Annotated in this window: 20 protein-coding genes; 12 read left to right on the forward strand and 8 right to left on the reverse strand. The window is 60.9% G+C overall.

What is annotated here, in order from left to right:
* Window positions 1–293: 293 nt before the first annotated feature.
* Window positions 294–1,661 (reverse strand): DUF1329 domain-containing protein, encoded by a 1,368-nt coding sequence (locus tag B0E42_RS19925; protein ID WP_077507114.1) that lies wholly within the window; start codon window positions 1,659–1,661, stop codon window positions 294–296.
* 22 nt (window positions 1,662–1,683) lie between these two features.
* Window positions 1,684–3,492 (reverse strand): DUF1302 domain-containing protein, encoded by a 1,809-nt coding sequence (locus B0E42_RS19930; protein ID WP_033062544.1) that lies wholly within the window; start codon window positions 3,490–3,492, stop codon window positions 1,684–1,686.
* A 451-nt stretch (window positions 3,493–3,943) separates the two neighbouring features.
* Between B0E42_RS19930 and B0E42_RS19935 the strand changes: the two genes are divergently transcribed.
* Window positions 3,944–4,171, forward strand: coding sequence for a hypothetical protein (locus B0E42_RS19935; protein ID WP_077507115.1), 228 nt, complete (start codon window positions 3,944–3,946; stop codon window positions 4,169–4,171).
* 3 nt (window positions 4,172–4,174) lie between these two features.
* Here B0E42_RS19935 and B0E42_RS19940 read toward each other — a convergent pair whose 3' ends face one another.
* The 4 genes from B0E42_RS19940 to B0E42_RS19960 form a co-directional block, all read right to left on the reverse strand.
* Window positions 4,175–5,086: an SDR family oxidoreductase gene (locus tag B0E42_RS19940; protein ID WP_077507116.1), complete on the reverse strand. Its 912-nt coding sequence runs from the start codon at window positions 5,084–5,086 to the stop codon at window positions 4,175–4,177.
* Between the two features lie 362 nt (window positions 5,087–5,448).
* Window positions 5,449–6,351, reverse strand: a complete 903-nt coding sequence (locus tag B0E42_RS19950) for an alpha/beta fold hydrolase (RefSeq protein WP_053181809.1) — start codon at window positions 6,349–6,351, stop codon at window positions 5,449–5,451.
* Window positions 6,351–7,133, reverse strand: a complete 783-nt coding sequence (locus B0E42_RS19955; RefSeq protein ID WP_018604190.1) for a class II aldolase/adducin family protein — start codon at window positions 7,131–7,133, stop codon at window positions 6,351–6,353. Before B0E42_RS19955 ends, B0E42_RS19950 begins: the two co-directional genes overlap by 1 nt.
* A gap of 136 nt (window positions 7,134–7,269) precedes the next feature.
* Window positions 7,270–7,725 (reverse strand): flavodoxin, encoded by a 456-nt coding sequence (locus tag B0E42_RS19960; protein WP_077507118.1) that lies wholly within the window; start codon window positions 7,723–7,725, stop codon window positions 7,270–7,272.
* A 153-nt stretch (window positions 7,726–7,878) separates the two neighbouring features.
* On the opposite strand from B0E42_RS19960, the gene B0E42_RS19965 reads away from it, so the two are divergent.
* Entirely contained in the window at window positions 7,879–8,352 is a 474-nt protein-coding gene (locus tag B0E42_RS19965) for a PAS domain-containing protein (protein ID WP_053181811.1), read from the forward strand.
* Between the two features lie 54 nt (window positions 8,353–8,406).
* A complete protein-coding gene (locus B0E42_RS19970; RefSeq protein WP_018604184.1) occupies window positions 8,407–9,012 on the forward strand; it encodes a hypothetical protein in 606 nt (201 codons plus the stop codon).
* Here the strand turns inward: B0E42_RS19970 and B0E42_RS19975 are convergent.
* A complete protein-coding gene (locus B0E42_RS19975; RefSeq protein ID WP_077507119.1) occupies window positions 9,009–9,968 on the reverse strand; it encodes a MerR family transcriptional regulator in 960 nt (319 codons plus the stop codon). The two genes, B0E42_RS19970 and B0E42_RS19975, sit on opposite strands and share 4 nt — an antisense overlap.
* Before the next feature lie 220 nt (window positions 9,969–10,188).
* Between B0E42_RS19975 and B0E42_RS19980 the strand changes: the two genes are divergently transcribed.
* The 7 genes from B0E42_RS19980 (at window position 10,189) to B0E42_RS20015 (ending at window position 14,890) form a co-directional block, all read left to right on the forward strand.
* Window positions 10,189–10,758, forward strand: a complete 570-nt coding sequence (locus B0E42_RS19980) for an antibiotic biosynthesis monooxygenase (RefSeq protein WP_018604180.1) — start codon at window positions 10,189–10,191, stop codon at window positions 10,756–10,758.
* Window positions 10,759–10,969: 211 nt separating this feature from the next.
* Window positions 10,970–11,680, forward strand: a complete 711-nt coding sequence (folM, locus tag B0E42_RS19985; RefSeq protein WP_053181818.1) for a dihydromonapterin reductase — start codon at window positions 10,970–10,972, stop codon at window positions 11,678–11,680.
* Between the two features lie 20 nt (window positions 11,681–11,700).
* Window positions 11,701–12,261 carry a GTP cyclohydrolase I FolE gene (gene folE / locus B0E42_RS19990; RefSeq protein ID WP_003205453.1) on the forward strand — a complete coding sequence of 187 codons (561 nt, stop codon included), beginning with the start codon at window positions 11,701–11,703 and terminating at the stop codon, window positions 12,259–12,261.
* Window positions 12,262–12,642 carry a dihydroneopterin triphosphate 2'-epimerase gene (gene folX, locus B0E42_RS19995; protein WP_014340149.1) on the forward strand — a complete coding sequence of 127 codons (381 nt, stop codon included), beginning with the start codon at window positions 12,262–12,264 and terminating at the stop codon, window positions 12,640–12,642.
* A gap of 97 nt (window positions 12,643–12,739) precedes the next feature.
* Entirely contained in the window at window positions 12,740–13,036 is a 297-nt protein-coding gene (locus B0E42_RS20000) for a DUF1244 domain-containing protein (RefSeq protein WP_003205454.1), read from the forward strand.
* The gene (locus tag B0E42_RS20005; protein WP_077507120.1) at window positions 13,029–13,367 is read left to right on the forward strand and encodes a HopJ type III effector protein; all 339 of its coding nucleotides are present in this window, start codon (window positions 13,029–13,031) and stop codon (window positions 13,365–13,367) included. Before B0E42_RS20000 ends, B0E42_RS20005 begins: the two co-directional genes overlap by 8 nt.
* A 272-nt stretch (window positions 13,368–13,639) precedes the next feature.
* Window positions 13,640–14,890, forward strand: a complete 1,251-nt coding sequence (locus B0E42_RS20015; protein ID WP_077507121.1) for an aspartate aminotransferase family protein — start codon at window positions 13,640–13,642, stop codon at window positions 14,888–14,890.
* Window positions 14,891–15,083: 193 nt separating this feature from the next.
* On the opposite strand, the gene trxB is transcribed toward B0E42_RS20015, so the two are convergent.
* A complete protein-coding gene (gene trxB / locus B0E42_RS20020) occupies window positions 15,084–16,046 on the reverse strand; it encodes a thioredoxin-disulfide reductase (RefSeq protein WP_018612600.1) in 963 nt (320 codons plus the stop codon).
* A gap of 311 nt (window positions 16,047–16,357) precedes the next feature.
* Here trxB and cysZ point away from each other — a divergent pair, with 311 nt between their 5' ends.
* Together cysZ and B0E42_RS20030 are read left to right on the forward strand one after the other, a co-directional pair.
* Window positions 16,358–17,113 carry a sulfate transporter CysZ gene (gene cysZ / locus B0E42_RS20025; protein ID WP_018612601.1) on the forward strand — a complete coding sequence of 252 codons (756 nt, stop codon included), beginning with the start codon at window positions 16,358–16,360 and terminating at the stop codon, window positions 17,111–17,113.
* A 40-nt stretch (window positions 17,114–17,153) separates the two neighbouring features.
* The gene (locus tag B0E42_RS20030; protein WP_018612603.1) at window positions 17,154–18,353 is read left to right on the forward strand and encodes a glycosyltransferase family 1 protein; all 1,200 of its coding nucleotides are present in this window, start codon (window positions 17,154–17,156) and stop codon (window positions 18,351–18,353) included.
* Window positions 18,354–18,453 lie beyond the last annotated feature (100 nt).

Consider the following 18,453-nt stretch of genomic DNA (forward strand, 5'->3'; position numbering starts at 1 on the left):
AGATCCTGTTTATTGTTATCTCACCACCCTAGTCCTGTGTCGCCGAGCTTTGGAGAAGTATTCAGCGCGCTGATTGGCGCCCATAAAAAAACGACCGGCAGGAGCGCTGCCGGTCGATCACGATGATCAAATCAGACACAACCTTGTGGGGAAAGGATTCACTGTGGGAGCAAGGCTTGCCCGCGATGAACGATAACGCGGTTCAGCTTTCAGACCACGGTGCGGCCATCGCGGGCAAGCCTTGCTCCCACAGATAAATCCCTTCGCCACAGTTATCTTTCCAACAGTCAGACTTATCGAACCCCCTCCGAACGCAGCGCCGCCGGCGTGTAGTCGGCTGCCTTGGCTTCGAAACCGTATTGGTAGCTGTGTTTCTCTTCGTTCTTCATCCCCAGCGCGATGTAGCGACCGGCGATGATGTCGTAGAGCGCCTCGAGGGTGTAGCCCGGGTTCTGATGGTCATAGTAGAACTGGGCATGACCTTCGGCCACCCGCCACAGTTGGCCGCGACCGTCGTAGTGATCCACCAGCGCCGCCTGCCAGCTGTCCTCGTCGAAGTACATGTGACGCTTGGCATAGATGTGCCGCTCGCTGGGCTTGACCGTACCTTCCACTTCCCAGACGCGGTGCAATTCATAACGGGTCAGGTCCTGGTTGATGTGACCGGCCTTGATCACATCGTCGTACTTGAGGCTTGGCGAATCGAGCTTGTAGCTGTTGTACGGGATGTACATTTCCTTCTTGCCGATCAGCTTCCAGTCGTAACGGTCCGGCGCGCCGGAAAACAGGTCGAAGTTGTCGGAGGTGCGCAACCCGTCGGCGGCGGTGCCCGGGCCGTCGTAGGCCACTTGCGGGGCGCGACGCACACGACGTTGGCCGGCGTTGTAGATCCAGGCCAGGCGCGGTTCCTTCACTTGGTCGAGGGTCTCATGCACCAGCAGCACGTTACCGGCCAGGCGCGCCGGGGCGGTGACCGACTGCTTGAAATAGGTCAGCACGTTGCTGGCCTTTTCCGGGTCGGCGTCCTTGATCAGGAACGGCACGGCGATTTCTTCTTCGAAGCGGATCGGCGTGAAGCTGCCATTGGTTTGCGGCGTGACCTGGGTGATGACCCGGCGCAGGTTGCCACCGTGATAACGGGTGACGTGGTTCCACAGCACTTCCACGCCGTTCTTCGGAATCGGAAAGGCGTAGTAGCGGTTGCCGGTGAAATTGGACAGGCCGTTACCGTCGTTGATGGACGTGACGTTGAGGGAGCTACGCTTGGCCGACTCGTAGATTTCCGGCGGCAGGCCCACGCTTCGATGGGTCGGGTAGACCGGGATCTTGTAGGTTTGCGGGTAGCGCTTGAACATCGCGACCTGACCTTCGGACAGCTTGTCCTTGTACTTGTCCACGGTCGCGGCGGTGATGGTGAACAACGGTTTTTCATTGGCGAATGGGTCGGCCAAAAAGCCCTTGCTGTCCACGGCCCCGGCGTTTTTCGCAATGCCGCCGGTCCAGGCCGGAATCGAGCCATCGGCATTGCCGGCTTTTTCCGCGCCCAACGGCGTCAGGCTGGTGCCCAGTTTGTTCGCTTCCTCCGGCGAGACCGCCGCCATCACGTTCACGGCCAGCAGGCTCAAGGCCAGGGCACCGCATTGCAGGATCATCTTGCGCATTGGGTTTTCCTTGTCAGCCAGATCAGAAGTTCACGCCGAAGCTCAACGCGAGAAAGTCGCGGTCTTCGAGAACGTTGTAATCGCCGCCAAAAAAGTCGGTGTAGCTGAGGCTGGCGGTGTAGGTGTTGCGGTAATCGGCATCGACACCGAGGCTGACGGCCTTGGCGCCTTCGTTGAACAGGCCGTTGGGGCCATAGCCGGCCACGTCATGGGACCAGGACACGTTGGGCTTGAAGTTCACCCCGCCGATCACGTTGGAATAATCGAGAATCGCCCGGGCGCGATAGCCCCAGGACGTCGAGGTGACGAAGCCATCGGTGTCGCCATTGAACCCGTACTGGCCGTAGACCGAATCGCGGCCGTAACGCAGCTTGTCCTTCGATTCCAAACCGCCGACGTGCACCACCGCCGCCTCGCCGACCAGGGTCAGGCGATCGGCGCCCAGTACCTGATCGAAGAAGTGCGTCAGGGTGCTCTGGACCTGGGTGATTTCCTTGCGACGGTAGCCGGTGTTGTCCGCCCCGGCCGAGGTCGCGATGGGTGAAGCCGCGCCACCGGCAATCGGGTTAAGCAGCGCCAGGGTCAGGTCGTTGGTATTGACCTGCACCGGTGCGTTGGGGCGGTAGCTGACTTCGCCGGTCCACGCGGTACCGGTGGGCAACGTCGTGGAGAAACTGGCGCCGTACAGGCGAATGTCCTCGGGGTACTCGAGGTAGTACTGACCGCGTCCCAGCATCACGCTTTGCGCCAGGCCCGCACCGCTGCCGGGGGCAAGTCCTTCGGCAATCGGGATCATACCCCCTGGCCCCAGGTTCCCAAGCACGGCCAGCGTAGAGGCGTCTGCCGTGGTGGTGCCGACAGTAGGCGTGCGGCTGTGATAGTTCATGAAGTACAGGCCGTACTCGGTGTCATCGCCGAGCCAGCGCAACGCCGTGCCCCACTGGCCGGAATCACGGGCGTCACGGTCGCCGCTGCGAGCAATGACAACGCCTTCGTCATTCACCTCAATGCCCTGGCCAAAGGCCTGAGTCAATGGCACGAACGGCGCAATCGCCGGGCTGCCCACGGTGTAGCCACTGGTGCAACCATCGGCCACCACGTCATTGCCGAAGAACGTACCGCAGTTATCAACAACCGTCTGGTCCCACTCCAGTTGGTAGAACCCTTCGATGGTCAGCTTGTCAGTCAAACCCTGGGAGGCGAACAGCATGTTCACCGGGATCAGGCCTTCCTTGATCTCCGCACCGGGGCGACGGAACGCGGACACGTCCACCGGGTTGATGCTGTTGATGGAGTTGCCGATGAAGGTACTTTCCCCCCAACTGACCACCTGCTTACCGGCGCGCACAGTGCCCGGCAAATCGGCGATGGAATAGTTGTGATAGACGAAGGCATCGAGAATCTGCGCCCCCGAGGACTTGGCGCCTTCCTTGCGATTGCTGTCGCTGATGTCCTTGAACGGACGGCTCTCGTCCTTGAGTTCGAAGTCATACCAGTACTTGCCGCGCACGAACACGCCGGTATCGCCGTACTTGAGTTCGAGGTCGTGCAGGCCTTTGAAGATTTTGGAAAAGGTCTCGCCTTTCTTGAAGTTCTGCCGCCCATCGTCACCGGTGGAGGACTGGCCCGTACCGCCGTTGACCGTGCCGATCAGGTCCTTGTCCGCGTCGCGCATGCCCCAGCTCGCGCCCACGGACAGCGACGAATCGAACTGACCCTCGATCTCGCCAATGTTGAATGAAACGGCCTGCGCCTGGGCACAGCAACCCAAGGCCACCGCAACGGCCAGCGCCTGCGGCTTGAAGATGGCGCGCATTGTTATTGTTGTCATGCGTCTTCCCCGGTGAGTGACAGAAGCTTCACCCTACTGCCGCACGCCATGGGCGATAAGCGCACCAAGGAGGTATTCGCGCTGTACCTAAAAAGGATTACAGCCCATGCGGCCCGGGCCTTTGCGCCGTGCATGGATGGACTGGATGATGGGTCATCAGCGCCGCGCATACTCATGCCCGGCCTTCGACTGTTACGCGCCTTGCAACGGTGCATGTCCGGATCCGGGCTGTTTCCCGCAAGGCTCGATGCCTATGCTGGCCGGGCTTTCAGGGCAACGGGCCTGCAAGCACAAGCCTCATGGCATCCCTCATGCCTGGCACACCGTCTTCGGATGGATTGGCGTATCGGTCCATCATCCCGTGTTTACCGACGTTGGTTTGTAGCTCCTTTGCAACGTCACGCTTAGGCCGCTGCTTTTTGCAGCGGCCTTTTTTATGCGGACAAAAACAGTGCGCCTGGCATTCGGGGATGAGCAGTTGGGGGAATCGACGCAACCTGAACGAGACTTCGACTGCATTGAAATCGTCGACCTCGTCACTGATTCCCAAGGGCACTTCCGCCCGGCGAGATATGACGGTGTGATGGGTATCGAGACCGCCGAGAACCCGGCGGCCCTGGCGAAAGTATTGTCCATGAGCACGGTTGCCGCGGCTGACGGCAACCGACCCGGGCAGTGAGGTCTAGATGGCGTGGCGTTGCAGGTTCGCCATCATTTCTTTCAAGGCTTCCAGGTTGTCGTTCGGGTGCACCGCATCCTCGAAGTCGCAGATCTGCTGCCAATGGGCGGCGACGTCTTCGGGCGAAAAGCCTTTGCGCGGATCGAAGCCCGCGCCCAGGCTGCGCTCCCAGCGCACCTTGCCCATCCAGCCGCCGCCCACTTCGAACAGGCCGGAGGTTTCCTGGCAATTCTCACTGGCCAGGTACACCACCAGCGGGCTGACGAGTTCGGGCTTGAGTTGTTCGAATACCTGCGGCGGGATCAGGCCTTCGGTCATGCGCGTGCCGCCGGTGGGGGCGATGGCATTGACCAGGATGTTGTTCTTGCGGCCTTCGATAGCCAGGGTCCGAGTCAAACCATAGAGGCCGAGCTTGGCCATGCCGTAGTTGGATTGGCCGAAGTTGCCGTAGATGCCCGAGGTGGAAGCGGTGAAGATCACTCGCCCGTAGTTTTGCTCACGCAGGTGCGGCCACGCGGCCCGGGTGACCTTGTAGGCGCCCTCGACGTGGACGCGGTAGACCAGGTCCCAATCGGCGTCGTCCATTTTGTGGAACGTCTTGTCCCGCAGGATCCCGGCGTTGTTGACCACCACGTCGACGCGACCGAACGCGTCGAGGGCGTTTTGTACCAGCTTGTCGCCATCGGTCACCGAGTCGTGGTTGGCCTCGGCGATGCCGCCCGCCTCGCGGATTTCGGCGACCACCCGGTCTGCTGCCGAGGCGTTGGCCCCTTCCCCTTGAGCCGAGCCGCCAAGGTCGTTGACCAGCACTTTCGCACCTTGCCTGGCGAACAGCAGCGCATGTGCGCGTCCCAGGCCTCCGCCGGCCCCCGTGACGATCACGACTTTATCTTCGAAGCGCACAGACTCACTCATGGCAGAACTCCAGCAGGCGGACAGGACAATGGGCACGAGTGTCCGGCACAAGTCGGCCGGTCACAATCAACACGGTTGCAAGTGAATAGTGACCGATAAGGTGAGGGGATGATGCAGGCCCAGGCCACAGCGGCATATTCGATTTTCCTGCTGGCAGAGGCACCGCTATCGCGAGCAGGCTCGCTCCCACAAGGGATTTGCAGTGGAATGCAATCTCGTAAACACCCGAAAAACTGTGGGAGCGGGCTTGCTCGCGAAAGCGGTCTTTCAGTCAGGATAGATGCTGGATGTGCTGACGCCTTCGCGAGCAAGCCCGCTCCCACACAAACCCGCTCCCACAGGTCTGCTGCAATGCCAAGTCGTCATGAACAGGCCATTTGTCTGTGCGGTGCGGCGATGGCTTCGCGAAACGCCAGGTAATGCTTGAGCACCTGCACGGGTGCCTCGATGTGCGGGTAATGACCGATGTCGGGCAGCAACACCGTGTCAGGGTTTGGGATCAGGGCCTCGTAGCGCGCCACCATGTGTTCACCGGAAATCGGGTCGAGCGCGCCGTCGATCACCCGCAACGGCACGTCGCCGCGCTGCATCGCCTGCACCCAGCGATCACGCTGCACACGGCGTTCGGGAATATAGGCGATGAGCTTGTGCATGATCCTCGGACCGTGATGGGCTTGCACCAGGCTCCAGAAATCATCCAACTCGCTTTCAGTGGGGGTGGTCCTGGGGCCGAAAATCTGCCGAAAGCTGCTGACCAGGCTTTCCCGGGAGAACGCCCGCCCCAACAGCCACCCCAGCGGGCTGAGCAAGAGTTTCTGGGCCCAGACCGGGCGGTGGGTTTCCGGGAACAGGCCGCCATTGAGAAAGACACAACTGGCGAGGTGGATGCGCGCTTCGTAATGCCGCGCCAGCAGCTCCTGGGCCACGCTGTCGCCGTAATCGTGGGCCAGCACATGCAGCGCGCCCCGCACATTCAGGTGCGCGAGCAGGGCCTGTTGCAGATCGGCTTGCTCCAGCAGGCTGTAGACGTGATCCGTCGGTTTGGCGGAGTCACCGAAACCGAGCATGTCACACGCGATCACCCGGTAGCGTTGCACCAGCGGTTGCCACAGGTAATGCCAATCCCAGCTGGCGGTGGGAAAACCGTGGATCAGCAGCAGCGGCTCACCCTGCCCGGCCACCCAGTAACGGATGGCATGGCCACGGAACATGAAGATCTGGCTGCGCTGGCGCCAGATACGCAGGGGAATCTGGGCCAGGGCCATCAACTTCTATACCCGGCATCTTGTTGATCGAGCTTGCGCAACAACGCCGGCCAGGCCAACGCGCCGCCCATGCCCTGGGCGCTTTTGGTCACCCCGGCGATCATCGCCCGGGCGCCAGCCAGGATCTGCGGCTCGATGGCAATCAGTTCGGCCCCGCCGCTCTGCGCCAGGACCTGAATGTCACAGGCCCGCTGAAAGGTGAACATCATCAGGAAGGTATCGGCGATGGTCCCGCCGCAGGTCAGCAAGCCATGGTTGTGCAGCATCAGAAAGTTGCTCTCGCCCAGGTCCGCCTGCAAGCGAGCCTTTTCTTCGTGATTCAAGGCCACCCCTTCGTAGGCGTGATAAGCCAGGCTCGACAGCACGAACAGCGATTGCTGGCTGATCGGCAGCACCCCCTGCTTCTGGGCCGATACCGCCACGCCAGCAGCGGTGTGGGTGTGCAGCACACAGGCCACATCATGGCGCACCTCATGCACCGCGCTGTGGATGGTGTAGCCGGCCGGGTTGATCTCGTAGGGGCTGTCCATCAATTTGTTGCCGGCCTGATCGACCTTGACCAGGCTCGAGGCGGTGATTTCATGGAACATCATCCCGAACGGGTTGATCAGGAAATCCTCGGTACCGGGAACCTTTGCGGAAATATGGGTGAAGATCAGGTCATCCCAACCATGCAGCGCGACAAGCCGATAACAGGCGGCAAGGTCCACCCGGGTTTGCCATTCGGCCGCACTGACCTGATCCTTGATGCTGAGTATCGTTTGGACGGGCGCTACGCTCACGGCTCTGACCTCTGGTTTCTTGTTATATGTCTCGATCGAAACGTCGTACGCAAGAAAATCAGTCTAGTCAGCTCTTTAAGAGGCGGTAGTTGCGTTGGCAGCCAGCTTACTGGCCGAACGAGTCAGCGCACCCGCTTCAAGCGCGCAATGTGTCGATCAACTCAGCGAGCCATGGCTCGGCGTCGGTTTCCGGCGTGACACTTTCGCTGGCATCCAGGCGCAGCATCGGCAGCACCTCGCGTACGCCCAATTCGACGAACAGTTCGCACATCTGCTCGCCGCCGGCGCAGAAGGTATCCCCATAACTGGCGTCGCCCAGGCCGATCACCGCGCCAGGCAAACCACGAAAGAACCCCGGCAATTGGTCGCGGATGATCGAATACAACGGCATCAGATTGTCCGGCAACTCACCCATGCCGGTGGTGGAAGTCACTGCCAGCACGGCCTCTGGGGCGAATGCCTGCACATCCGCCAGGGTCGCACGCGGGTCGTGCCAGGCGTCGAAACCTGCCTTGCGAAGCAGTTTGGCGGCGTGCCGGGCGACTTCTTCGGCGGTGCCATACACCGAGCCGGAAAGAATGGCGACTTTCATCAATCTGATCCTGAACCTGAAAAAAGAGCCGGGATAGTAACAGTTGCACCTGTCAGGCTGCGAATGGCTCTCAACGGCCCTAATGGCCAGTGGACAGTCTATCGATTTCTTTTAGAATGCTGCTTCTACAAGGATGTTCAAAGGGTTCTCCCCATGATCAACGCTCAACTGATGCAACTGGTCATCAATGCTTCGAACGACGGGATTGTCATCGCCGAAAAAGAAGGTGAAGACAATATCCTGATCTACGTGAACCCGGCCTTCGAACGATTGACCGGTTATCACCGCGACGAAATCCTCTATCAGGATTGCCGGTTCCTGCAATCGGGTGATCGGGACCAGCCCTCGCTGGAGCCGATTCGCAAAGCCTTGCAAGAGGGCGGTACCTGTCGTGAGGTGCTGCGCAATTACCGCAAGGACGGCACGCCGTTCTGGAATGAGTTGTCACTGTCCACGGTAAAAAACCAGGCTGACGGACATACCTATTTCGTGGGTGTGCAAAAAGACGTCACAACCCAGGTCAAGGCTCAACAACGCGTCGCACAGCTGGAAAAGGAGCTGGCCGACGCGCGGGCGACAATTGCCCGGCTCGAAGCGACGAACGGTTCAAACAAAACCACGAATTAATGGTCAGTCACTACAATCACCAGTGAACACGTAAATTATTATTTCGAGCAGATCATGCAGCGCGATGCCCTTCTGACGCAGGATGAACTGGATTTCATCCGAACCATGCAACACAACCCGCAGCTGAACGAGCGGGATGTCACGTCGAGCTTGCTGGTAAACGGTGGGTCGCAGATCCGTGACTTGCTGACACGTCTGGCGGCAAATGAGCAGGTTACGCTGCAAGCCAATTTCGAAAACCAGCAAATGACCTTTCCGCTGCATCTGGTGGAAGACGAATTCCATGCGATGCACCTGCGCTTGGGTGTACCAAGCATCTACGAGGACGGACCGAAGATACGCCCATGGCGTCTGGCGCTCGAAGAGCCGGTGGCGCTGGAAAATATCAAGGGTCAGCCGGGACCGCTGTGGGTCCACGAAGTCTCCTGCAAGGGCGTATTGCTGGAAAACCGCAGTCGGACCAAACCGCCAAAGCAGTTTGCCTTGTGGTTCAGCCCATCAGGCTACGAGAGAATTTCGTTGCGAGGCACCTTCGAACGGGAAACCGATCGCGGCCTGTTTGCCTACCACCTGAGCCAGAATGACCAGGACGAGACGGAGCGCCTGCGCCAGTACATCCTGCAGCAACATCGCCTGACCCATCCTTCCATGCATCTCTAGGTGTCGAGGTTGCCTGCCAGAAATTGACACAGGCGCTGGCGCATCACCGTTCCTTCATTGCCCAGGCAGCCGATTGACGAGCTAGCCAGGCTTTCCTGCGCCAAGTCGGATGCTTCACCGGCCAGCATCACCGGACAGTCCAGGCTCATCGCCAATTTGCCCAGGCGCTTGGGCAAATCCGGGAGCGGCGCATGATTGGAAACCAGCACCAATGCCACCGGCTGGATCTTCTGGCACACCAGGGTCAGCTCGTTGAATGGCAGGCCGATCGACAGCGCCCTGACGCCCACATCCGCCTTGGAGAGGAACAGCGCCGCGACCAGCAACTCCAGCTCACGGCATTGGCCGGCAATGGCACAGACCAGGACACGCGGCGCCCCAGCTTCGCGCTTGAGCAAAAGCCGCTGGATGATGCGCGAACGCAGGAACCCATCGAAAAACACCCATTCGCTGATTTGCCCGAACTCTGGCTGGCGATACAGCATTTGTCGCCAGAGCGGCATCAGAATGTCCTGGAATACGACCGGCACGGTGTAAGTGGAAAAGACCTGCCCGTAGACGCGATCCAGCTCCACATCGTCAAAGTTGCTAACCGCGTCCGCCACCTGTTGTTGCCAGCGGGCGTGATCGGCCCTGACCAGATCGGATGAGATCAGCGTGGAAACCGGTTGCACCGACTCGGTCTTCGCCAGGATCTTTCCCACTTTGCTGACGGCCACCCCGCGCTCTATCCAAGCCAGAATGCTGCGCACTTTTTCAATATCGCCCAACGAGTACAGGCGATGCCCGCTTTCGGTGCGGGTAGGTTGGATCAAACCGTAGCGCCGCTCCCAGGCACGCAGGGTCACGGGGTTAACGCCGGTCATGCGCGCGACTTCGCGAATGGGAAACAGGTCTTCCCGCTTCAAGGCACCTGATGCCTGGAAAACGAAGCCATCCTCTGTGATTACACTCATTTTGGCAGACAATTCCGGCTGGCAAATTGGATCCTAGTTTACCCCTCCCAGGACATGTCATGACAAGGATAAACGTACTCGATGTGCGGTTTTGTTGTTTTACGCACAATCAGGAATAATCCTTGCCTGTTTTTTGGCGACCAGACGCTACCCACCACCCCGGGGCGTCCCCAGCGAACCTCCTACCCGGAGTGCCGCGCCTGTCTTACGGAGATACATAATGTCTACCTCACCCGTCACTTTGATGGTTGCCCGCCGCGTTGCCAATGGACGTTATCAGGACCTGATCGCCTGGTTGCGCGAAGGCGAACAACTGGCAACCGACTTTCCTGGCTACCTGGGTTCCGGCGTGCTCGCGCCACCGCCCGAGGACGATGAATTCCAGATCATCTTCCGTTTTGCCGACGAGCAGACGCTGCACGCCTGGGAACACTCGGCCTCCCGCACGGCCTGGCTGGGACGGGGCAGCGATCTGTTTGCCCATCCCTCCGAACACCGGGTGCGTGGCATCGATGGCTGGTTCGGCGCAGTCGGTCAGCGTCCGCCACGTTGGAAACAGGCCGTGGCCATCTGGCTGGCGTTTTTTCCCGTCTCGCTGTTGTTCAATTTCCTGTTGGGGCCGCTGCTGAGCGAACTGGGCCTGTTGAGCCGGGTGTTCATCAGCACGCTGATCCTGACGCCACTGATGGTCTATCTGTTTATCCCGATGTCGACCCATCTGCTGGCGAACTGGCTCAACGGCGCGCCACAGCGGACGTTGCCGGCCAAGCCTTTCACACAGAATCGGTGATGCTGCCAGCCTTGGCAGCGGTTTCTGTGGGAGCGAGCCTGCTCGCGATAGCGGTGTGTCAGGCGATATTTGTGTTGGCTGACCCAGCACATCGCGAGCAGGCTCGCTCCCACAGTGGAATACGGCGATATATCCGCTGGATTAGCCATCAATAGGTACACACTACCCGTCGCTGTTATAGTTTTGCTCTTGCCGTGAACCGAGCCGTCCTATGTCCAGCGCCACCGCTCCGATCCTGATCACTGGCGCAGCCCAGCGCGTCGGCCTGCATTGCGCCCGGCGATTGCTGGAAGACGGGCAACCGGTGATCGCGACCTATCGAACCGAACGCCCAGGCGTGCAAACGTTGCGAGACCTGGGCGCGGTCATGCTGTTTGCCGACTTCTCCAGCGAAGCGGGGATCCTGGCCTTTATCGAACAACTCAAGCAGCACACCGACCGGCTGCGGGCCATCGTGCACAACGCCTCGGCCTGGCTGGCCGAGGACCCGGGCAGCGAAGCAGCGGCCTTCAACGCCATGTTCGGCGTGCACATGCTTGCGCCTTACCTGATCAACCTGCACGGCGCCGAGCTGCTGCAGCGTTCAACCCCGGCGGATATCGTGCACATCAGCGATGATGTGACCCGCAAGGGCAGCGCCCGGCATATCGCCTATTGCGCCACCAAGGCTGGCCTGGAAAGCCTGACCCTGTCGTTCGCGGCGAAGTTCGCCCCGGCGATCAAGGTCAACGGCATCGCCCCGGCCCTGCTACTGTTCAACCCCGAAGACGACGCGGCTTACCGCGCCAAGGCCCTGGCCAAGTCCGCGCTGGGCATCGAACCCGGCAGCGAAGTGATCTACCAGAGCCTGCGTTATCTGCTGGACAACCCTTATGTCACCGGCACGACCCTGACCGTCAACGGCGGGCGGCACGTCAAATAGCCTTGTTTCGAGGATGCACCATGACGCTATCCCTGCCCCAGAACTACCGCGAAATCCTTATAGGCCTGGGGGAAAACCCCGAGCGAGAGGGTCTGCTCGATACCCCGGTCCGTGCCGCCAAGGCCATGCAGTACCTCTGCCATGGCTATGAACAAAGCGTCGAGCAGATCGTCAATGGCGCGCTGTTCGCCTCTGACAGCGATGAAATGGTGATCGTCGCCGACATCGAACTCTATTCACTCTGCGAACATCACCTGTTGCCCTTCATCGGCAAGGCCCATGTGGCTTATATTCCTACGGGCAAGGTCCTGGGGCTGTCGAAGATCGCCCGGCTGGTGGACATGTTCGCCCGCCGCCTGCAAATCCAGGAGAACCTGACCCGGCAAATCGCCGACGCGGTGCAGCAGGTCACCCAGGCCGCCGGCGTGGCGGTGGTGATCGAGGCCCAGCACATGTGCATGATGATGCGCGGTGTCGAAAAACAGAACTCGACCATGAACACCTCGGTGATGCTCGGCGCCTTTCGCGACTCCAGCACCACGCGCCAGGAGTTCCTGCAATTGATTCGACGGAGCAATTAAATGCCACAACTTCAGCCAGCCATGGCACGCATCAAGGTCAAGGACCTGCGCCTACGCACCTTCATCGGCATCAACGAGGATGAAATCCTCAACAAGCAGGATGTGTTGATCAACCTGACCATCCTCTACGCCGCCCAGGAAGCGGTGCGCGACAACGACATCGACCACGCGCTGAACTACCGCACCATCACCAAGGCGATCATCGCCCACGTGGAAGGCAACCGCTTCGCCCTGCTCGAACGCCTGACCCAGGAATTGCTCGACCTGGTCATGGCCAACGAATCGGTGCTGTACGCCGAAGTCGAAGTCGACAAACCCCACGCCTTGCGATTTGCCGAGTCGGTGTCGATTACCCTTGCGGCAAGCCGGGCGGCTTCGTAGCCGCTACTGACTTCAAGCGATAAACTTCAAGCCTGATCAACGCCATCCAATTTGCAGCTTGAAGCTCGCCGCTTGCAGCTGCCCGTCAGGGAACACCATGAACGACCAACAACGCCTCGAACTCGAAGCCGCCGCTTTCCGTCGGCTGGTTGCCCACCTGGACAGCCGCAAGGATGTGCAGAACATCGACCTGATGAACCTCGCCGGCTTCTGCCGCAACTGCCTGTCCAAGTGGTACAAGGCCGCCGCCGATGAACGCCAGGTCGAGGTCAGCCTCGACGACGCCCGCGAAGTGGTCTACGGCATGCCGTACGCCGAGTGGAAAGCCCAATACCAGAAAGAAGCCAGCGCCGAACAACAAGCGGCGTTCGCCAAAGGAAAACCCGATGCCTGATCTCAATACCCTGCGTACCCGTCTCAAGAGCGGCGAACATGCCTTCGCCGACACCCTGGCCTTTATCGCCGCCGGTTACGACTACCAGCCCCAGGCCTTCAACAACGGTGGCGTGGAAAACGCCGCCGGGCAGAACGAAGGTTCGTGCAAGACCCTGGGCCTGGCGCTGCTCGAAGGCTTGAGCGATGAAGAAGCGCTGCGGGCGTTCGGCGAACATTACCGCTCGGTGCTGGCCACGCCCGACGGCAGCGATCACGGCAATATCCGCGCGCTGATGGTCCATGGGCTGGCCGGTGTGACGTTCGAGGCACAGCCGCTGCAGCGGCGCTGATCCACAAATTCTTGCAGCCCTCTTCTGTGGCGAGGGCATTCATCTGTGGGAGCATGGCTTGCCCGCGATGGGCGCGCCGAGGTTTAACAGCCGAACCGCGTTATCGTTCATCGCGGGCAAGCCATGCTCCCACAGGTCTTCCTCCCGCAAATAAATCCTTCCGCCCCACATCCCGACTTTTAAGATTGACCCGGCAACTTTATTTCGTTTGCCGGGCCCCTCTGCTCGCGGCTTAGATAACGGAAATTTCTCCATCGTCCGAGCCGTCATCCATGAGCAGCGAAACCATCAGCCAATCGATCTCCATCGTGCATCCCGTCAGCCTCAGCCACGGCCAGAATGCCGAGGTTTGGGACACCGACGGTAAACGCTACATCGATTTCGTCGGCGGCATCGGTGTGTTGAACCTCGGCCATTGCCATCCGCGCATTGTCGAGGCAATCCGTGAACAGGCCACCCGGCTGACGCACTACGCATTCAATGCCGCGCCCCACGCGCCCTACATTGAATTGATGGAACGCCTGGCGGCGTTTGTCCCGGTGGATTATCCGGTCAGCGGCATGCTCACCAACAGTGGCGCCGAAGCGGCGGAGAACGCCTTGAAGATCGTCCGCGGCGCCACGGGCCGTACCGCCGTGATCGCGTTTGATGGCGCCTTTCACGGCCGCACCCTGGCGACCCTCAACCTCAACGGCAAGGTCGCGCCTTACAAGCAGAAAGTCGGCGTACTGCCCGGGCCGGTGTATCACCTGCCGTACCCCAGCCAGGACAACGGCGTCACCGGCGAAGAGGCCTTGAAGGCCATGGAGCGACTGTTCAGCGTCGAGATCGACGTGAATGACGTCGCCTGTTTCATTGTCGAACCGGTGCAGGGCGAAGCCGGCTTCCTGGCGATGGACGTGCCCTTCGCCCAGGCCCTGCGGCAGTTCTGTGATGACAAGGGCATTGTGCTGATCATCGATGAAATCCAGTCCGGCTTCGGCCGCACCGGCCAACGCTTTGCCTTCTCGCGACTGGGCATCGAACCGGACCTGATCCTGCTCGGTAAAAGCATCGCCGGCGGCGTGCCCTTGGGCGCGGTGGTGGGACGCAAGGCGCTGCTGGACAACCTGCCCAAGGGCGGCCTCGGCGGCACCTACTCGGGCAACCCCATCGCCTGCGCCGCCGCCCTGGCGACCCTGGATGAAATGACCGACGCCAACCTGCACGCCTGGGGCTCGCAACAGGAAGAGGCGATCGTCAGCCGCTACCAATCCTGGCGCAGCCGTGGGCTGACGCCCTACCTGGGCCGCCTGACCGGCGTCGGCGCGATGCGCGGCATCGAGCTGACCCACGCCGACGGCAGCCCGGCCTCGGCACAACTGACGCAACTGCTGGCCCTGGCGCGGGAATCGGGCTTGCTGCTGATGCCCAGCGGAAAATCGCGGCACATCATTCGACTGCTGGCACCGTTGACGACCGAGCCGGCAGTATTGCAGGAAGGCTTGGATATCCTGGAGGCGTGCTTGGCGAAGCTGGCCTGAATGCAATGCGTCTGACCACACAAAACCTTGTGGGAGCGAGCCTGCTCGCGATAGCGGTATATCTGCCAACATCGATGCTGGCTGGTCTGACGCCATCGCGAGCAGGCTCGCTCCCACAAAGGTTTCCCGCAGGATGTATTAATACCCGCCCATAAAAAAACCGGCCGAAGCCGGTTTTTTTGTACCCGCTGAATCAGAACGAAGCGTTCTGCAGGCCATCCAGGTAGCGCTCGGTGTCCAGGGCTGCCATGCAGCCGGCACCGGCCGAGGTGATCGCTTGGCGGTAGACGTGGTCGGCCACGTCGCCGGCCGCGAAGATACCTTCGATGCTGGTGGCAGTGGCGTTGCCGTCGCGGCCGCCCTTGACCACCAGGTAGCCGTCCTTGAGTTCCAGCTGGCCTTCGAACAGCGAGGTGTTCGGGGTGTGGCCGATGGCGATGAAGACGCCGTCAACCTTGATCTCGTCGAAGCTGCCGTCGTTGTTCTTCAGGCGGGCACCGGTCACGCCCATGTTGTCGCCCAGTACTTCGTCCAGGGTCGCGTTGAGCTTGAGGATGATCTTGCCTTCGGCGACGCGGGCATTGAGCTTGTCGATCAGGATCTTCTCGGCGCGGAAAGTCTCGCGACGGTGGATCAGGGTGACCGTGCTGGCGATGTTGGCCAGGTACAGCGCTTCTTCAACGGCGGTGTTACCACCACCGACCACTGCCACAGGCTTGTTGCGGTAGAAGAAACCATCGCAGGTGGCGCAGGCGGAAACACCTTTGCCCATGAAGGCTTCTTCCGACGGCAGGCCCAGGTAACGAGCGCTGGCGCCGGTAGCGATGATCAAGGCATCGCAGGTGTAGGTCGCGCTGTCGCCGGTCAGGGTGTAGGGCTTGGCGGCGAAATCCACGGCATTGATGTGGTCGAAAACGATCTCGGTCTCGAAACGCTCGGCGTGTTCCTTCATGCGCTCCATCAAGGCCGGGCCGGTCAGGCCGTGGACGTCGCCCGGCCAGTTGTCGACTTCGGTGGTGGTGGTCAATTGACCGCCGGCCTGCATGCCGGTGATCAGCAGCGGCTTGAGGTTGGCACGGGCCGCATAAACCGCAGCGCTGTAACCGGCAGGGCCGGAACCGAGAATAATCACTCGCGAATGACGCACTTCAGACATGACCTGCTCCTGTTGACCGGACCTTGCGGGCCGGAACGCCGGGTGAGCGGCGCGAATAAAAAAGGACCGTTGACGCACTTGGGGAAGGCTTGGGTTCGACAGTCCTGGAAAAGAATGGGTGCAGCGTATCGAGGGAGCGAAGATTAAGGAAATACGGTTTAACAATCCAGCTCATAGGTGAGCTCTATCCCCAGCGGTCCTTTCAATAGGCGCCTTCGCCTGAAGAAACGTTGTTACACGCCATGTCGCCGCTTTCCCGGGCGGGGCAAAGCCGGTAAGGTCGGCGCGTTCACCTTCGCTCGGAGTCACCTATGCCCGCCCCCGTCCTGTCCGGCCCGCAATATTTGCGAGAAGGCCTCAAGCTGGTCTTGAGCCCGGGCCTGCGCCTCTTCGTACTCTTGCCCCTGGCGATCAACCTGGTGCTGTTTGTCGGATTGATCTACCTGGCCGGCCATCAGTTCAGCCTGTGGGTCGATACGCTGATGCCGTCGCTGCCAGACTGGCTGAGTTTCCTCAGCTATGTGCTCTGGCCACTGTTTGTGGTGCTCGTCGTGCTGATGGTGTTTTTCTCCTTCACGATGCTCGCCAACGTCATCGCCGCACCGTTCAACGGTTTTCTCGCGGAAAAAGTCGAAGTGGTCATCCGCGGCACCGACGACTTCCCGGCCTTCAGTTGGGCCGAATTGATCGCCATGATCCCGCGGACTCTCAGCCGGGAAGCGCGCAAGCTCGGCTATTTCCTGCCCCGCGCCCTGGGGCTGTTCGTGCTGTCGTTCATCCCCGTGGTCAACCTGGTGGCGGCACCGCTGTGGCTGCTGTTCGGCGTGTGGATGATGGCGATCCAGTACATCGACTACCCGGCGGACAACCACAAGCTGGGCTGGAACGAGATGCTCGCCTGGCTGCGGGAAAAACGCTGGCAGAGCCTGGGCTTTGGCGGCAGCGTGTACCTGGTGTTGCTGATCCCGGTGGTGAATATCCTGATGATGCCGGCAGCGGTGGCCGGGGCGACGTTGTTCTGGGTCCGTGAGCAAGGCGCCGAGACCGCTTTGGCGCGGCAGGGCTGAGCCCGTCACAAATCCATCATCCTGACGTCACAATGACGAAATGGCCCCGGTCGACACTGGGGTCATGACCACACCCCTGCACATTACCCTGATCACCGAAACCTTCCCGCCGGAAATCAATGGCGTGGCCAATACCCTGGGCCGCCTGTACGACGGCCTGCGCGCCCGCGGGCATCAGGTCGAGCTTATACGGCCGCGCCAGGTCGACGACCAACACCTGGCCAGTGACGAGCAGTTGCTGCTGTGCCGGGGCTGGCCGTTGCCGGGCTATCCGGGTTTGCAGTGGGGCCAGGCGTCCATGCACAAACTGCTCAGGCGCTGGAAACGCCATCGTCCGGACGTGCTGTACATCGCCACCGAAGGGCCACTGGGTTTGTCGGCACTGCGCGCGGCACGTCGCCTGGGCATCTCGGTGGTCAGTGGTTTCCACACCAATTTCCAGCAATACACCCAGCAGTACGGCCTCGGGCTGTTGAGTCGCGTGCTCACCCATTACCTGCGCTGGTTTCACAACCGCTCCAACCTGACCCTGGTGCCCAGCGTCAGCCAGCGCCTGGAACTGGAGCGACGACATTTCGAGCGCGTGGCGCTGCTGTCGCGCGGCGTGGACAGCCAACTGTTTCATCCGGTCAAGCGCTCGGCGAGCCTGCGTGAGGCGTGGGGCCTGGGCGACGATGACATCGCCGTGATCCACGTCGGACGCCTGGCTCCGGAGAAAAACCTCGGGCTGCTCAAGCGCAGTTTCGCCACGCTGTGCAGCGCTTTCCCAGGGCGACGGATGAAACTGGTGGTGATCGGCGACGGCCCGCAGCGGTCCGCGCTGGAACAGGAACTGCCCGAAGCGATCTTTTGTGGCTCGCAACGCGGCGAGGCGCTGGCCAGCCATTATGCATCCGGGGATGTGTTTGTCTTTCCGAGCCTGACCGAAACCTTCGGCAATGTGGTGTTGGAAGCGCTGGCGTCCGGGCTGGGTGTGGTGGCCTACGATCAGGCTGCGGCGGCGCAACATATTCGCCACGGCTATAACGGCGTGCTGGCGATGCCGGGGGATGAAGAGGCGTTTTGCGATGCGGCCCGTTGGCTGCTGGAGAAGCGCGAGACTTTGCGTTGCGTACGGCTCAATGCGCGCCAGCATGCCAGTCGCCAGGGCTGGGCGTCGGTGATCGAGCAATTCGAGGCGCAGTTGCGCGGGGTTTGCCAGGTCGAATCGTCGCTGCCCCAGGCCGTGTCGCAACGCTGAAAAGCATCGCGGGCAAGCCTTGCTCCCACAGAGTTATCAGTCGTTCACGCAAAATGTGTTCGCTGAAGATCAATGTGGGAGCAAGGCTTGCCCGCGATGA

Source organism: Pseudomonas sp. A25(2017), assembly GCF_002001065.1.
Classification (GTDB): Bacteria; Pseudomonadota; Gammaproteobacteria; order Pseudomonadales; family Pseudomonadaceae; genus Aquipseudomonas; species Aquipseudomonas kilonensis.

Bases quoted from the DNA above. Each gene is read 5' to 3' on its own strand.
- B0E42_RS19930 (WP_033062544.1), bottom strand. From the start codon at position 3,492: ATGACAACAATAACAATGCGCGCCATCTTCAAGCCGCAGGCGCTGGCC.
- B0E42_RS19970 (WP_018604184.1), top strand. From the start codon at position 8,407: ATGCAGCGCGATGCCCTTCTGACGCAGGATGAACTGGATTTCATCCGA.
- folX (WP_014340149.1), top strand. From the start codon at position 12,262: ATGCCACAACTTCAGCCAGCCATGGCACGCATCAAGGTCAAGGACCTG.
- B0E42_RS19925 (WP_077507114.1), bottom strand. From the start codon at position 1,661: ATGCGCAAGATGATCCTGCAATGCGGTGCCCTGGCCTTGAGCCTGCTG.
- B0E42_RS19960 (WP_077507118.1), bottom strand. From the start codon at position 7,725: ATGAAAGTCGCCATTCTTTCCGGCTCGGTGTATGGCACCGCCGAAGAA.
- B0E42_RS19940 (WP_077507116.1), bottom strand. From the start codon at position 5,086: ATGAGTGAGTCTGTGCGCTTCGAAGATAAAGTCGTGATCGTCACGGGG.
- B0E42_RS20000 (WP_003205454.1), top strand. From the start codon at position 12,740: ATGAACGACCAACAACGCCTCGAACTCGAAGCCGCCGCTTTCCGTCGG.
- B0E42_RS19950 (WP_053181809.1), bottom strand. From the start codon at position 6,351: ATGGCCCTGGCCCAGATTCCCCTGCGTATCTGGCGCCAGCGCAGCCAG.
- B0E42_RS19975 (WP_077507119.1), bottom strand. From the start codon at position 9,968: ATGAGTGTAATCACAGAGGATGGCTTCGTTTTCCAGGCATCAGGTGCC.
- cysZ (WP_018612601.1), top strand. From the start codon at position 16,358: ATGCCCGCCCCCGTCCTGTCCGGCCCGCAATATTTGCGAGAAGGCCTC.
- B0E42_RS20005 (WP_077507120.1), top strand. From the start codon at position 13,029: ATGCCTGATCTCAATACCCTGCGTACCCGTCTCAAGAGCGGCGAACAT.
- B0E42_RS19965 (WP_053181811.1), top strand. From the start codon at position 7,879: ATGATCAACGCTCAACTGATGCAACTGGTCATCAATGCTTCGAACGAC.
- B0E42_RS20015 (WP_077507121.1), top strand. From the start codon at position 13,640: ATGAGCAGCGAAACCATCAGCCAATCGATCTCCATCGTGCATCCCGTC.
- folM (WP_053181818.1), top strand. From the start codon at position 10,970: ATGTCCAGCGCCACCGCTCCGATCCTGATCACTGGCGCAGCCCAGCGC.
- trxB (WP_018612600.1), bottom strand. From the start codon at position 16,046: ATGTCTGAAGTGCGTCATTCGCGAGTGATTATTCTCGGTTCCGGCCCT.
- folE (WP_003205453.1), top strand. From the start codon at position 11,701: ATGACGCTATCCCTGCCCCAGAACTACCGCGAAATCCTTATAGGCCTG.
- B0E42_RS19980 (WP_018604180.1), top strand. From the start codon at position 10,189: ATGTCTACCTCACCCGTCACTTTGATGGTTGCCCGCCGCGTTGCCAAT.
- B0E42_RS20030 (WP_018612603.1), top strand. From the start codon at position 17,154: ATGGCCCCGGTCGACACTGGGGTCATGACCACACCCCTGCACATTACC.